At 47.4% G+C, this 15,246-nt stretch carries 14 protein-coding genes; 10 read left to right on the top strand and 4 right to left on the bottom strand.

All coding sequences use genetic code 11. The annotated features are described in order from the left end of the window. Positions 1-210: 210 nt before the first annotated feature. The 3 genes from mak (at position 211) to Q1B47_RS07490 (ending at position 2,756) form a co-directional block, all read left to right on the top strand. Complete coding sequence (gene mak / locus Q1B47_RS07500; RefSeq protein ID WP_299791907.1) at positions 211-1,101, top strand: fructokinase; 891 nt, start codon at positions 211-213, stop codon at positions 1,099-1,101. A gap of 175 nt (positions 1,102-1,276) precedes the next feature. Then, complete coding sequence (locus Q1B47_RS07495; protein WP_299791088.1) at positions 1,277-2,056, top strand: ElyC/SanA/YdcF family protein; 780 nt, start codon at positions 1,277-1,279, stop codon at positions 2,054-2,056. A gap of 22 nt (positions 2,057-2,078) precedes the next feature. Then, entirely contained in the window at positions 2,079-2,756 is a 678-nt protein-coding gene (locus Q1B47_RS07490) for a DUF2982 domain-containing protein (protein ID WP_299791085.1), read from the top strand. Positions 2,757-2,859: 103 nt separating this feature from the next. Here Q1B47_RS07490 and Q1B47_RS07485 read toward each other — a convergent pair whose 3' ends face one another. The 4 genes from Q1B47_RS07485 to galU form a co-directional block, all read right to left on the bottom strand. Continuing rightward, positions 2,860-3,264 carry a polymer-forming cytoskeletal protein gene (locus tag Q1B47_RS07485; protein WP_299791082.1) on the bottom strand — a complete coding sequence of 135 codons (405 nt, stop codon included), beginning with the start codon at positions 3,262-3,264 and terminating at the stop codon, positions 2,860-2,862. A 134-nt stretch (positions 3,265-3,398) separates the two neighbouring features. Further along, positions 3,399-3,893 carry a ferredoxin-type protein NapF gene (gene napF, locus Q1B47_RS07480; RefSeq protein ID WP_299791079.1) on the bottom strand — a complete coding sequence of 165 codons (495 nt, stop codon included), beginning with the start codon at positions 3,891-3,893 and terminating at the stop codon, positions 3,399-3,401. 134 nt (positions 3,894-4,027) lie between these two features. Further along, positions 4,028-5,041, bottom strand: coding sequence for a UDP-glucose 4-epimerase GalE (gene galE, locus Q1B47_RS07475; protein ID WP_299791077.1), 1,014 nt, complete (start codon positions 5,039-5,041; stop codon positions 4,028-4,030). Beyond that, on the bottom strand, positions 5,041-5,961 hold the full coding sequence (galU, locus tag Q1B47_RS07470; protein ID WP_299791075.1) for a UTP--glucose-1-phosphate uridylyltransferase GalU: 921 nt from the start codon (positions 5,959-5,961) through the stop codon (positions 5,041-5,043). Before galU ends, galE begins: the two co-directional genes overlap by 1 nt. A gap of 296 nt (positions 5,962-6,257) precedes the next feature. Between galU and phhA the strand changes: the two genes are divergently transcribed. From phhA to Q1B47_RS07435, 7 genes are all read left to right on the top strand, one after another. Then, positions 6,258-7,055: a phenylalanine 4-monooxygenase gene (phhA, locus tag Q1B47_RS07465; protein WP_299791073.1), complete on the top strand. Its 798-nt coding sequence runs from the start codon at positions 6,258-6,260 to the stop codon at positions 7,053-7,055. Positions 7,056-7,109: 54 nt separating this feature from the next. Continuing rightward, positions 7,110-7,442, top strand: coding sequence for a 4a-hydroxytetrahydrobiopterin dehydratase (locus Q1B47_RS07460; RefSeq protein ID WP_299791071.1), 333 nt, complete (start codon positions 7,110-7,112; stop codon positions 7,440-7,442). A 292-nt stretch (positions 7,443-7,734) separates the two neighbouring features. Further along, entirely contained in the window at positions 7,735-9,273 is a 1,539-nt protein-coding gene (gene tyrR / locus Q1B47_RS07455; protein ID WP_299791069.1) for a transcriptional regulator TyrR, read from the top strand. Positions 9,274-9,503: 230 nt separating this feature from the next. Then, positions 9,504-10,490 (top strand): fumarylacetoacetate hydrolase family protein, encoded by a 987-nt coding sequence (locus Q1B47_RS07450; RefSeq protein ID WP_299791066.1) that lies wholly within the window; start codon positions 9,504-9,506, stop codon positions 10,488-10,490. 73 nt (positions 10,491-10,563) lie between these two features. Further along, entirely contained in the window at positions 10,564-11,223 is a 660-nt protein-coding gene (gene maiA, locus Q1B47_RS07445) for a maleylacetoacetate isomerase (protein ID WP_299791904.1), read from the top strand. A gap of 1,039 nt (positions 11,224-12,262) precedes the next feature. Next, positions 12,263-13,210 carry a DmsE family decaheme c-type cytochrome gene (locus tag Q1B47_RS07440; RefSeq protein WP_299791901.1) on the top strand — a complete coding sequence of 316 codons (948 nt, stop codon included), beginning with the start codon at positions 12,263-12,265 and terminating at the stop codon, positions 13,208-13,210. Between the two features lie 14 nt (positions 13,211-13,224). Further along, entirely contained in the window at positions 13,225-15,228 is a 2,004-nt protein-coding gene (locus Q1B47_RS07435) for an MtrB/PioB family decaheme-associated outer membrane protein (protein WP_299791063.1), read from the top strand. Positions 15,229-15,246: the final 18 nt, after the last annotated feature.

The raw sequence follows: 15,246 nt of genomic DNA, 5'->3' as shown, positions 1-15,246 counted from the left end.
GGCGGCGAATAAATTAACCTGGCATCATGGTTTTCATATTAAAATGGAGCCGGAGGTGGCAAATTTGTTATGACTTGGTTTCCTCTTCTTTGTGTGGGTGTTGCCATATCCGGGGCGGGCAATAGTTATTCTTTCATGCTCTGTGGTATGTACCCTTCCCATAGAGAGGTGAGCGTTGATTTAAAATTGAGCGGGAGTGGAAAAGAGCCGATGTTACGAATAGGCATAGATCTTGGTGGAACGAAAATAGAAGTCGTTGCTTTGGATGGTGAAGGAAAAGAGCTGTATCGTAAGAGGATCCCGACGCCACGAGAGTATCTTGCCACACTGGATGCCATAGAAAGCTTAGTGAATGAAGCCGAGTCGATATTGGCGCAGACAGGAAGTGTTGGTGTCGGGATCCCGGGTGTTATCTCCCCCTTTTCCGGGTTAGTTAAAAATGCAAACTCTACCTGGCTCAACGGGCACCCACTGGATATCGATCTCGCAGAGCGTTTGGGGCGAGAGGTCAGGGTCGCTAACGACGCAAACTGTTTTGCCATCTCCGAAGCAATTGATGGTGCGGCAGCGGGAAAAGGGGTGGTGTTTGGCGTTATCTTAGGTACAGGTTGTGGCGCGGGTGTGGCCATTAATGGCAAGGTACACGGTGGTGGTAATGGTATCGGTGGTGAATGGGGGCACAATCCACTGCCGTGGATGACAAAAGATGAATTCAATACCACCTCCTGTTTCTGTGGTAACCAAGATTGTATCGAGACCTTCATCTCCGGAACCGGGTTCGTGAGAGATTATAGGGCTGCCGGGGGCGATGCCGGCAGTGGTGTTGAGATTGTGGCATTGATGGAGAGAGGCGATCCGCAGGCAAAGGCTGCATTTGACCGATATATGGACAGGCTGGCACGTTCGTTGGCCCATGTGATTAATATCCTGGATCCCGATGTGATCGTCCTCGGTGGCGGTGTATCTAACATCGAAGCGATTTATCCGGGGCTTCCCGGACTGTTGCCTGAATATGTATTGGGCAGAGAGTGCCGTACACCTGTGGTGCAGAACATGTACGGAGCCTCATCGGGTGTGCGTGGCGCCGCCTGGTTGTGGTAAGTACTTTTATTCTATTCGGGCGATGTTATCGGCAGTAGTATGAGCAGCCGTATGAACTCTTGATAGCATCGTTGTTTGCAATCGGTTACAAACAAAGGCTCAGGTAATGATGATAATTGGCTGAGTGATTATGCTAGACTAGCCCGCGAAAATTTTAAAATGGATTTTGAATGTGATGTTTTGGTTTAAAAAGATAATCTCTCAACTCTTTATGCCGGTGCCTCTTTTGGTGTTATTACTGATATTTGCGCTGGTGATATTACGTAACAGAAAGTTAGTTCGTTCGATCTTGTCTGTCGCTATTGTGTTACTTGTATTTCTCAGCAGCACACCGGGCAGTAATCTTCTGAGCTCTCCGCTGGAGAGCCAGTACCCGGTTAATAGTCATCCTATTGAAGCGGGGTGCCTGGTCATGGTGTTGGGAAGTGGTCATGATGATTCAATTACCGGAACCGCCATTCAGCAGCTTTCCTCTACGGCGCTCGCCAGGTTAAGTGAAGGGATCCGTCAGTTTAAGCTTGGCAGAGATTGTAAGTTGGTGTTCAGCGGCTGGAGTGGCGGAACAGACTCTCGTCCCCAGGCAGAGGTGATGGCTGCGGCTGCAATGGAGTTGGGTATCCCTAAGAGCCGTATTATCACCTTTCCTCTGGCAAAGGACACCATAGAGGAGGCGCAGTTTATGAAGTGGGAGGTGGGAACAGCTCCTTTCAGACTCGTTACTTCAGCCAGCCATATGCCCAGAGCAATGGCAACATTTATAAATACTGGATTGAAACCTGAAGCCGCGCCTACAGATTTCATAACCCGGCAGGGCTACTGGTGGAGGTTAGATGCACACAACTTGTGGTCTTCACAAAGAGCGATACATGAGTATGTTGGCCAGCTATGGTTTCAGATAAAACATCAAAGAGATATCGAACTGTCGGATGAAAGCGTTCAGACAGTCGATCTATGATAGTAAAGTTTTAGGATCTGTCTTGAATATTGAAGTCGTACAAATTCGTTCGCACACTAAGCGAAATGCCTTAACTCTGACCTTCCTGGGAGTGCTTGGACTGACCATTGGCCTGGGGATGTTTCTTTCCAACTCCGGGTTATTTGGTCCGGGTATGCTCTGCTTTGCTCTGGGGGCTATATCTGCGGTACTCGGTATATCTAAGCTGATCGAACCCGAGGTGAGCTTAGAGCTGAATCAGGAGGGGCTTTATTATCACCATCGAAGAGGCAGTCTTTTTATCGCCTGGGATAATGTTCAGCGCTTCGATATTCCAAGAGGCGTCGATGGCATAGATATGGTAGAACTTCCCTTCATTGGGATAAAACTCAAACAGATCAACCCGGTTCTGGATATCATTCCCGGCCGGCTTGCCACCGGCTTACTGACAGAGCAAAGGCCACTGCTCATGTCAGCTGTGACCTTAGATGAGGAGCTACATGAGCTGGAGTCTTACATGAACTCTGAGTTTACTCCTTTGGTAGTAAACGGGGAGCGATATCGGGGGGTGTTGGCTATGTTTGGTCATCGCTGCGAGATGCTCAGCAAAAACCTGGGCTACCATATCTACATACCAGTCGACTGCTTAGACAGAACATCAGATGAATTTATCGGCTTGTTGAGGAGTTATCTTTTGCAGATTAGAGAGTTAGGGGATTAGTGCAACTGAGCTGCGGTTGAGTTAGAGTCGGAGTTATGAGTTAGCTTGCTGAACATCCTTGTTCGCCGGAGGGCTGCTCTATGATGTGTGGCTAAGGTATAAGTTAGCTCGCCTGCAGCTTAGCTTGAATCTCAGACTGTATCGGCTCATGGCTATCTAAGCTGTTTAACAGTGCGATATCCTCTTTGATGCGCATGCCGATAAACTGACCGCCCTCGAAGATCTCCATAGATTCACAGGTTAGCTCACCTTCGACGGTGCCCGTACTGGTGATGTTGAGTTTGCCGCATTTGAGCTTTCCTTTGAAGTGTCCTGCGACCTTTAACTCGTCGCAGTGCAGCTCTCCATCGACATAACCATCGATTTCAATAGTAATTTTATCTGTTGAGCTGATTTTTCCGAATACCTCGCCACCAATTAGTGCCTCACCGGCAAAGTGACTTTCACCTGATAACTTGGTACCCGGGGCGACAAAGGTTAGTCCTGCTGTTTTCTTTTTTCCGAACATATCTTACTTCCGAATAAAATGGTTTATCGCTGGATTCGAGATATTCAGATACTAACCTTAATTTAACAATAAACAAACCACTAATATTTGGCACTTCAATGTCATTATTTTGGCTCGTATTGGCGTGTTCTTGCTCAACAGTCTGCTCTGGTATTATCGAGTAGGCTGATTGAACCATTGGGGCAGGGGGCGACGCAGGCACCGCAACCGGTACAGAGCTCTATGTCTATCTGGGGTTGAGGAACCTGGCCTATGGCCGGAATAAAACGAATGGCGCGTGGATCACAGGCATCTTTGCAGCTTTGACACCAGATCTCCTTACGGGCGAGACAAGTATCGTTAATTTTGGCCGCGATCTGCCATGGAGCATTATCTGTCTCTATAAACAGTGGCTCGGGGCATATATCAGCGCATTTTTTGCAGAAAGTACATTCATCTATGGCGAAGTTGACTTCGGGAAAGCCCCCATCGCCTTTGATAATAATCCGGGTTTCGCAGGTCTGAATACATTTGTCACAACGTGTGCAGATATCGGTAAACTCGATATCCTGTCTGCTCCACGGCGGTCTGATGGCGTTCGATTTTCTTCGGCTAAACAGCCGTCGACGACTCTGATTTATCTCACTCATTTACCTGTCTCTTTAAAGAGAGGGCTGGTATCTCTATGCCTCAAGTGTTCGCGGCTAAAGCCGCTCCTACAGGGTAAATATCATATGGAAGCGATACCAACCATTACTTTTTTATCTGGAAACTAAACCATCATTTAGCTGGAGTAGCCGTTGGGGTTGGTCGATTGCCACTTCCAACTACTTGCGGCCATGTCTTCGAGTGTATGGGTCGCTTGCCAGCCTAACTCCGCCTTTGCCTTCTGAGGAGCGGCATAGCATGCGGCAATGTCGCCGGGACGGCGGGCCACTATCTGGTATGGAATGGTTTTTCCACTGGCCTTCTCGAAGGCTTTGACCATATCGAGCACGCTATAGCCCTGACCTGTGCCTAAGTTATAGGTCACTAACCCCGGCTCAGTCTTGAGCTTTTCCAACGCTTTCAGATGACCCTTAGCGAGATCGACCACGTGAATATAATCACGTACTCCGGTGCCGTCTTGAGTGGGATAATCTCCACCAAACACACTCAGTTTTTCCCGTTTGCCTACGGCCACCTGGGCAATAAAGGGCATCAGGTTATTGGGAATATCATTGGGGTCTTCACCGATAAGGCCACTTATGTGGGCACCAACCGGATTAAAGTAACGTAGTCTTGCAATGTTCCAGCTCGGATCTGACTGGTTGAGATCCTGTAAAATCTGTTCGACCATGAGTTTAGATTGACCATAGGGGTTAGTGGCCCCGGTGGGGAAATCTTCAGTGATGGGAAGAGTTGCAGGATCGCCATAAACGGTAGCGGAAGAGCTGAAGACTAAGTTTTTAATGTCATGCTCGGCCATGACTTCACAGAGCACCAGGGTACCGGTGACATTATTCTCATAGTATTTCAGCGGCTGCGCTACAGATTCACCCACCGCTTTAAGGCCTGCAAAATGGATGACGGAGTGGATCCGATGATCAGTGAATACTTTCTGAAGCAGCGCCTTATTGAGAACATCGCCCTGATAGAAGGTGACCGTTCTTCCTGTGATACTCTCTACTCTTTGCAGTGCTTCGATGCTCGAATTGACGAGATTGTCTATGATGACAACCTCCTGCCCTGAGTTTAACAGTTCAACCACGGTATGGCTGCCAATATATCCTGCCCCACCTGTGACCAATATAGTCATTATTTCAGATCCTTATCAAAGTCTTCTACCAGCTTTCTCAGGTAATTCTTGAAATCGTCTCCGATCTCTTTGTGACGCATGGCATGCTCGACGCTGGCCTGCATATAACCCTGTTTATTGCCGCAGTCGTGGCTTTTACCCTTCATGTAGTAGGCGTTAACCGTTTTCTTCTCCATCATCATAGCGATGGCATCGGTTAGCTGGATCTCATCGCCAGCTCCCGCAGGGGTCTTGGCCAATAACGGCCAGATATCGGCGGGAAGAATATAGCGACCGACAACTGAGAGGTTAGACGGCGCCTCATCTATCCTGGGTTTTTCGACCAGTTGAACCAGGGGCAATGACTGGCCGGGGTGAAGCTCCTCTCCGTTCACATCGGCGATACCATATTGGTCAACCTGATCACCGGGGACGCCTTCAACCATTATCTGCCCGGTATCGGTTTGCTCAAACAATTTTACCATCTCCGCCAGATTGTCTTTGTTGAGGTTGCAGCTGGCCTCATCGACGATGACATCGGGCAGTAATACTGCGAAGGGAGCGTCGCCTACGACGGACTTGGCGCATAAGATGGCGTGCCCCAAGCCTTTAGCCTGAGATTGACGCACACTGATAACGGTAACCCCTTGAGGGCAGATCGACTGTACTTCAGACAATAACTGGCGTTTTACACGTCGCTCTAACTGAGCTTCGAGTTCGAAACTTGTGTCGAAGTGATTTTCGATGGGGTTTTTACTGGCATGGGTAACTAATACTATTTCATTGATACCTGCCGCAATGGCTTCGTTGACCACATATTGAATTAAGGGCTTGTCGACGACGGGTAACATCTCTTTGGGGATAGCTTTAGTGGCAGGAAGCATCCTTGTTCCCAGTCCCGCAACGGGGATAACGGCTTTACGAATTCTGTGTGGTTTCATTCTTTCCCTTTCATACACTTAAAGCTCAGTAAACATATTTTAATAAATTAACGGGGAAAAGCCATGTTAATAGTGAACTTACAGGAAAATCTAATACTAACTTAGTTTTCGTCAATAAATGATGACGAGATAATTTATTGTTTCTTATGGTTTATACTAAATTGGTAGCAGGAGTTGTAAGCATTTTGTTACGCTCTCGGGGTTGGAGAGAGCAGAAAATAAACTGTGATGCAGTTAACAAAAAGCTCTCTTTGGTCAACTATGAAGATGGGAATCATAAATAACTAAAATATACCATGAGTAAAATGACTGAGTACGTGGCCCGATTGCCCGATGCAAACGGTCACATCCATTACCCCGAAGAAGAGCATGATATCTGGCAAGAGTTGTATGCGAGGCAGCTGGATAATCTGTCTAAGTATGCATGTGATGAGTACCGACAGGGGTTGAAAGCGCTGAACCTTTCGGGTGATAAGATCCCCCAGCTGGGCGAAATAGATAAGACACTCTTAGCGACCAGTGGCTGGAAGACCTCTGCGGTACCGGCACTTATCTCCTTCGAACGTTTCTTCGAGCTGTTGGCTAACCGCGAGTTCCCCGTTGCGACCTTTATACGCAGCAAAGAGGAGTTCGATTACCTGAGAGAGCCCGATATATTTCACGAGGTCTTTGGCCATTGTCCGCTGTTGACCAACCCCTCTTTCGCCCGTTTTTCTCATGCCTATGGCAAGCTTGGTCTGGCTGCCAGTAAAGAGGATAGGGTGTTTCTGGCAAGGTTATACTGGTTTACCGTAGAGTTTGGTTTGATAAGAGCCAAAGATGGCGGGCTTCAGATCTATGGCGGTGGTATTTTAAGTTCACCTGGTGAGACTCAATACGCCATGGGCGATAAGCCACAGATAAGGCCCTTCGATCTGTTAGATGTGTTAAGGACCCCATATCGTATCGACATTATGCAACCTGTCTATTATGTCATAGACAGCATCGATTTTCTCGATGAGATAGTAAAGATGGATATCATGGCTGGCGTACGCGAGGCTAAGAAACTAGGTTTGTTTGAACCGCTTTTTGAGCCTAAGTCGAAAGTCGGATAGTATTTTTAATGGCAAGAAAAAACAATAACTAAAATAAGAGGTAAAGGAATTAAGATGACTAAATTAGCCGATATGAAGTGTGAAGCCTGCCAGGCCGATGCCCCTAAGGTGACCGACAGTGAACTTGCCGAACTGATCCGTATGATCCCCGATTGGAGCGTAGAAGTGCGTGACGGCATCATGCAGCTGGAGCGGGTATTTAAGTTTAAGAATTTTAAACTGGCAATGGAATTTACCAATAAGCTGGCGGAGCTGGCCGAAGCAGACTTCCATCACCCGGGGATCTTAACCGAGTGGGGGAAGGTGACCGTGACATGGTGGTCCCATTCAGTGAAAGGCCTTCACCGTAATGACTTCATTATGGCAGCCAAGACCGACCAGTTGTAAAACGAAGCTTTAACCATAAATTATCAGCAGGTTAAAGGTACATTTCCTGCTGATATTTTCAACTTTAATCCAATCTGGTGTAAACAAGACTTGCCACATTATAAATAACCTTCTAGGGTATAAGCGCCTGAGTTGCTCTCTTTTCTATTCGCTGTATTTATTTTTCGCATTGAGAGTTCAGAGCCTAATACCGGTTTCGTTGCTTTGAGCGCTTTAAACTCCCGCTGAATGAACAGGTATTAGATAAAATTGGTATAAAAACAATACTCTTAATAAAGGGAAATATTTCAGTATGCGTCTTGAAGTATGTTGCTTGGACCGTGTTGGTTTAGCTAAAGATATTTTGATGATTTTGGAAGGTTACGGGATCAACTTGATTGCCATCGATGCCAGTAACCAGGGGTTTCTCTACTTACAGTTTGCCGAGGTGAGTTTCGATACTCTAAGTGAGCTGCTGCCTTTGATCAGAAAGGTCGAGGGGGTTCATGATGTACGTACCGTCTCCTTTATGCCTTCGGAACAAGAGCACTACGCCCTGAAAACACTGTTAAAAACACTGCCTGACTCGGTGTTTTCTATAGATGTAAAGGGGCGGGTACGTATCGTGAATGAGTCGGCCCTCATGACTGTAGGAATGAGTGAACATGAGGTACTCGATGAACCCCTTAACCACTGGGTTCAGGGTTTTAACTTCAGCCGATGGTTGAGTGAAACACTGGTCCTTGCCCAGGCGACGCGGGTGAACATAGGCCAAAATGAGTATCTGGCTGAGATGTTGCCGATTTATCTGCCCGATGAGAATGATAAGTCTATCCTGGCGGGGGCGGTGGTATCACTTAAATCTCCAGCCAGAGTCGGTAAGCAGTTTAACGCCCTGCAGAGTCAAACAACGGGCTTTGAGAGTGTGCTCGCCACCAGTGATAAGATGAAAGAGGTACTGGTTCAGGCAAGGCGTATGGCGCAGCTCGATGCCCCCTTACTGATCACCGGCGAAACTGGTACCGGAAAAGAGTTGATGGCGCGTGCGTGTCACGATGCGAGCATGCGCAGAGAGCACCCTTTCATTGCTATTAACTGCGCCGCTTTGCCCGATAGTGCTGCGGAGGAGGAACTCTTTGGTTATGTCAGTAATGGAGAGATAGTCAAACGGGGCTTCTTCGAAGAGGGCAAGGGGGGGACCGTCTTTCTCGATGAGATTGCAGAGATGTCAAAGGCCGCTCAGGTAAAGCTGTTGCGTTTACTGCAAGATGGCAGCTTCAGACGCCTGGGTGAGGATCAAGAGGTAAGGGCCGATGTCAGAATCATCTGTTCGACCCAGAAAAACCTGGCCGAACTCTGTCAAACGGGTGAATTCAGAGAGGATCTCTATTATCGAATCCATGTACTGAGCTTTCATATGCCGTCGCTTAGAGAGCGAAAGGTCGATGTCATCCCCTTGACCGAGATGTTTTTAGAGCATTACAGCCAGCAATTATCTATCCCAATCAGACGTATTTCGCCTCAATGTCGTGAACACCTGCTCAACTATGCGTGGCCCGGTAATGTAAGACAGCTAAAGAACGCCATCTTTCGCGCCGTTTCCATGTGGGACGGTTCGGCCGAGTTATCGGTTGAGCAGTTAAAGCTTCCCTCCTATGCCGAAGGCTTCGGTTATTTCGACCACCAATTCGAGGGGAGCCTGGATCAGGCGATGAAGCAGTTCGAGTCGAGTCTGCTCAGAAGGCTTTATCCGGCTTATCCGAGTACACGTCAGTTAGCCAAGAAGCTGGGTGTGTCCCATACGGCGATTGCTAATAAACTAAGAGAGTACAAGATCAGCAAGCAAAAATAGATGTAAAAGCTTGTTGCCACATCGATGCCGGGTTTTTCATCAGTTACTGTGTGAAAAGCCCATATTTGAGCGGGATAGATAGAGTGTAATTTTTTGTTTACGTTTTAGCGCTTTATGGTGCTCGGCGTGATTTATGTCACACTATTCCTATCTGTCTATGCTTAAGGTATTTCTGTAAATCAGATAAACATACGAGCTATCGTATGGTGAGATTTCGCACAGGAGCAGGTATGAAGTTAGCCAGTTATAACAATGGCCGTCGCGACGGTCAGTTGATGTTAGTGAGTAAAGATCTATCTAAAGCGGTGGCCGTACCCGCCATCGCCAATACCATGCAGCAGCTACTCGATGCATGGGAGCTGCTTCAGCCGCAACTGCAAGAGTTATATGAAGCGCTTAACGATGGCTTGATAGACAGTGCCGTCGACTTTGATGAGGCGCAGTGCCTATCGCCTCTGCCACGTGCATATCAATGGGCCGACGGTAGTGCTTATGTCAACCATGTCGAGCTGGTGCGTAAGGCCCGTGGCGCTCAGATGCCGGAATCATTCTGGACCGATCCTCTGGTGTACCAGGGAGGCTCAGACTGTTTCATTGGGCCTAAGGCCGATATCCCGTTAGCCAGTGAAGATTGGGGCATAGATTTTGAGTCAGAAATCGCGGTGGTAACCGATGATGTACCTATGGGCGTTAAGAGTGAGAATGCCGAGCAGCACATCAAACTCTTGATGCTGGTCAATGACGTGTCACTGCGCAATCTTATCCCCGGTGAACTGGCAAAAGGCTTTGGCTTCTATCAAGCCAAGCCCTCCAGTAGTTTCTCACCCGTTGCGGTGACGCCTGATGAACTCGGGGCTCGCTGGGAAGACTCTAAGGTGCACCTGCCTTTGATCACCCACCTCAATGACTCGCTTTTCGGCCGCCCGAATGCGGGCGTGGATATGACATTTAATTTCAGTCAACTCGTCTCCCATGTGGCTAAGACTCGTCCTCTGGGGGCCGGTGCCATTATCGGTTCGGGAACCATATCCAATTATGACCGCAGCGCAGGTTCAAGCTGTTTAGCCGAAACGCGCATGCTGGAAACGATAGCAGAGGGCAAGCCGTCCACCTCGTTTATGAAGTTTGGCGACAGAGTCCGTATTGAGATGCTCGATGATAATCAAAAGAGCATCTTTGGCTCCATCGATCAGCAAGTTGTCGAGTATAAAGGATAATTTACATCTTGCTTCAAAAGGCCGATTCATTGAATTGGCCTTTTTTATATAAACCGAATTTGGAGTAACTATGTTGAAGCTTTATGGATATTGGCGTTCGAGTGCGGCTTACCGGGTAAGAGTCGCCCTCAATCATAAGGGGCTCGATGCCGAGCAGATCTCTGTTCACTTAGTCAAAGATGGCGGAGAGCAACATAAACCTGAGTATGCCGGATTAAACCCTCAGGAATTGGTGCCGGCGCTAATCGAAAGTGACTCTAAGGGAGAGGAGGCCGATGTCGTCTTGTCTCAATCTCTCGCCATCATAGAATATCTGGATGAAAAGTATCCTGACAATGCACTACTTCCTCAAGATCTCCATGACAGGGCGATAGTACGTTCTATGGCGATGTCTATAGCCTGTGAAGTGCATCCGCTTAATAACCTTAAAGTACTGCAGTATCTATCCAAAGAGCTTGCTCTCGATGATGAGGCTAAGTCGGCCTGGTATCACCACTGGATAGATGAAGGCTTTAGGGCATTGGAAAAACAGCTGATTAAACACTCAGGTCAGTACTGTTTTGGTGACACTGTTACTCTGGCTGATCTGTGTCTGGTCCCTCAGGTGTATAATGCCAACCGCTTTAAGGTTGACCTGTCGCCATACCCGAATATTGTGCGCATCGTCGAAAATTGCAATCGACTCGATGCCTTTATCAATGCCGCTCCCGAAAATCAGGCCGACGCTGGCTAACGACTCGCCCGGGTGGGCAGATGCAAGTCCCACCCACCTCAATTCATGGCAATGAGCAATGCGGCAGATCACCCATATCTGTTTTTGAAGATTCGTCGAGATGCATTAGCTGAAGTTCTGCTAATCCTGTCTCTGAGCCAGACTCAGCTCCTTAAAGCGCAGAGAGTTCCTCTCTGATAATTCTGAGCCCGATCACCCTGCTAATGCCTCTGTCTCTCTCATAATCTGTTAGGCATAGGTAAGCGCTATGTCGCACTGGCAGCTTTCAAGTCTCACAGAGCTGACAACCATCATCATCTTCGATTGAATATGTGTACATCGCAGCTGAAGCATTGTTTGGTCGTCTAGTTTGGCAGTCTATAAAGATTATTAAAGCTGTCTTAATGAAATTGTTAATACTTAATTGTGATTTCAAATAATCAGTTTTTCAAATTAATGGCCATGATTTTTGTTGTAAATATATTCATCAATAACTCATATTTGAAGAATTATCGCCAGTATATACTTTATATGGTTTTGAATTTTTAGCTGTGATGGTTTGGTGTTGTGTTGTTTTATTCAATAAATTCTTTTTTGCGTGATGTTTGAGGAATTATTATTTTGTTTGTGTTTCAAGGTGCGTAGTTTTGGCTTTGATATATTTTTTCGGGCTTCGATTTTATTTTTTTTGATAGCTCAGTCTAGTTTTTATAATTCCTTTTAATTCTTATTTTGTTGTATGTCGTTGTTTCGGGTTGTATTTTATGGTCTTAATGTTGCTTTTTTAATTGTGGTACTCTGTAATGTCTTCTTGCTGCTTTATTCTTTAAACTCTTTGAATTGTGGAATTAAGTTTGGCTTCCTGCTTTTTTAATCTTTTTTTATTTTCTACTTCCTCCAACTTAAACTGATGTAGATCATGTTTGCACTTATCTCTTATTGAAATAAATAAGTTTGGTTAATATATTTGCTGTCGAAAACACTGGTATTAATACTAGTGAATCTTTCTTTTTATATCTTCTGTTGATCGATAAATAAAAGCTTAAAAGGTCGGATAATGATGCGAATTCGTGTGGGTGATATATTTTATGGGATGGTAATTTCGGTGCTGTTCTCATTTTCTATACAGGCAGTTCCTTGGGGGCAATTAACTACAGAACTGCTTACGCAGAAGCTGGAGACTAAATTCTCAGAAGGCAAATATTCTAAAAAAGGCGCCGATACCTGTCTGATGTGCCACAAGAAAAATAACACTGTGATGGCATTGTTCGAAGGCGTCCACGGCCAAGAGGCACAGGCAAACTCACCCATGAGGGGTCTGCAATGCGAAGCCTGTCATGGTCCCCTCGGAAAGCACAATAAGGGCGGGAAGGAGCCCATGATAGCTTTTGGGAAAGGCAGTAAGCTCGATGCTGTTAGCCGAAGCAGTGTCTGCCTCGGCTGTCATAACGATCCACAGCAGATGGCATGGCACAGCAGTAGTCATAATCTCGATGAGGTGGCCTGTTCGGATTGTCACCAAATCCATATTGCCAAAGATCCGATACTGGATCCGCAAAATGTCAACGATACCTGTACCAGTTGTCACCCTCAGAAAAAGGCGGATATGAACAAGCGCTCGTCTCATCCGCTGAAATGGGACCATATGACCTGTATAGATTGTCATAACCCACACGGCTCCATGGGTGAGAGTGCCCTTAATCAAGTCACAGTTAATGACACTTGTTTCAGCTGTCATGCAGAGAAGCTTGGTCCCTTTCTATGGGAGCATGCACCCGCCACCGAAAACTGCGTCAGTTGTCACAACCCTCACGGCAGTGTGAATGAATCACTGCTGAGCAGCCGCGCTCCCCAGCTTTGCCAGCAGTGTCATATGGATGATGGCCATGCCAGTCGGGTAGTACCACAAGATGGTCATGATGCCTTTGGCGGCGGTAAGAGTTGCCTTAACTGTCACAGCCAAATTCATGGCTCTAACCATCCTGCAGGCAGCAAGCTGCAACGTTAATTGAGGAGTAAAAAATGAAATATCAACTAAACCTCATCACCCTTGCGCTCGTCTCTGTTTCCGGCACCCCGATGGCCGTCGATTTTAGTGTGAACAAGGCCAACACCAGCGGTGTTCATACTGACAAATTTCAATGCAAACGCTGCCCCGATACAACAGGTTACCGCGGTAGTGTTGAGCTAGGCGCGGCTTATAGTGACAGTGATGATATCCATAGTGCTGAAGCACTCAACAGCGAAGATGGTACCCATGGAGTGCTGAATGCCGATGTGCAGTATCGTGGCAAAGCCGGTTATCGAGCCAAAGCTCAGGCGATTAATCTGGGTCTTGCGAACAGCCGCGCTCACCTTGAAGCGGGTAAGGTCGGTAGTTACCAAGCCGAGTTAGATTATCGTCAGCTAAGCCAATATCAACACGATAATGCGAAGAGCAATCTTTGGTATGCCGATGGGACGTTAACCCCGAGTGGCCAGGTGCAAACCCAAGAGCTATCGCTTAAGCGTAAACAGGTTGGGATGGGCCTGGCGGCCGGGCATCGGTGGGGCGAGCAAGACTACCAAGTCTTTGCCCGTTATAGCCAGGAAGAGAAGACTGGTTATCAGAGCGCGAGCATGGTGACGCCGCGTCCCATTAATTTTGGCAAGCCGGTCGATACAAAGACGGACAAGTTGAATACGGGCCTGAACATAGGTGGCCAAAACTGGTTGACATCGCTTAACTATCAATACCGCGAATTTGATAACCAAATCGATTCCCTTAGTCTGACTTATCTCGATGATCTCTATACGCCTGAACCGGACAATAGTGCATATCAACTCAGCCTCGCAGGCCAATATCGATTGGGGCGCACCGTGATCAATGCTCACTTCGCCCAGGGACGCATGATACAGGATGCAGAGCTCATTCAGGTGAGTGGTAACCCTGTTCAAAACTGGGACGGTCAGGTCGATTCTATGGATGGCAAGCTTTCCATTAACTCGATACTGGATAATCGACTGCGCCTGGATGGCAACATTATCTACAGCAAACGTGATAACAGGAGTTCAGTTTGGGAGTTCGCCCAGCTTGAGCCTAACGGCGTAGGCGGAGCTTTTAAACAAAATGTACCACTGGATACCGAAAAGCTTGGCTATAAGTTTAACTTCAGCTACCGCATCAATGGCGACTATCGCTTAATGGCGGGCTTTGATCGCGAAGAGTTAGAGCGTAGCAACAGTGACCGTGAACAGACCGACGAAAGCATCGTCTGGACTAAGCTGGATATCCGCAGCTTTGAGGGCAGTAAGCTCAAGCTGAAAGCAAGCTATAGCCAGCGTGATGGCTGTGAATATCAAGCCGGTGCTCAAACCTCGAGCATCAGTAACCCTTTGCTACGTAAGTACTACCTTGCCGATCGAGACAGAAGCGAGTTCGAGGCCAGGTTTATCCATCTGCCAACAGACTGGATTAATGTCAACTTCGTTGGCCGTTATGCCGAGGACGATTATAGCGACACTCAGCTGGGTCTAACGTCGGCCAAAGACTACGGCTATGACCTGAATATCACTTTGCAGTTTGATAAACGGCTTAACGGTTACGTCATTGCCGGTCAGCAGTGGATCGAGTCACAACAAAATGGCAGTCAGCGCTTTAGCACCGCCGATTGGTCAGCCAAGGTTGAAGATGAGTTTATCAATCTGGGGGCGGGGATGAACTACACCGGGTTGATGCAAGACAAGCTGAGTCTGGGGCTGGATTATCTGTTTGCCAATTCAAACAGCGATAAGCAGGTGAGCTATGTCATCACTGAGCCTCAGGGGGATTACTACTCCTACAACCACAGTGCTGAGGTGTATGCCAACTATCTGCTGAGCGATCTGATGGCCGTCAGGTTGGGTTACCGGTACGAACGATACTACGACACCGACAATGCACAGGTCGATGTCAACGCCATAGATGGCTTAACAACCCAGGGCAAACTTAACCATAACTATAACGCGCACCAGGTGATGTTGTCGTTTAGCTACCAGTTGCGCTAGTGCCAGCAGCTAATCATT

This window comes from uncultured Shewanella sp., from assembly GCF_947501225.1.
Lineage (GTDB): Bacteria > Pseudomonadota > Gammaproteobacteria > Enterobacterales > Shewanellaceae > Shewanella.
Note: the sequence above shows the minus strand (reverse complement) of the source record. Positions and strands in the feature narration are given on the sequence as shown.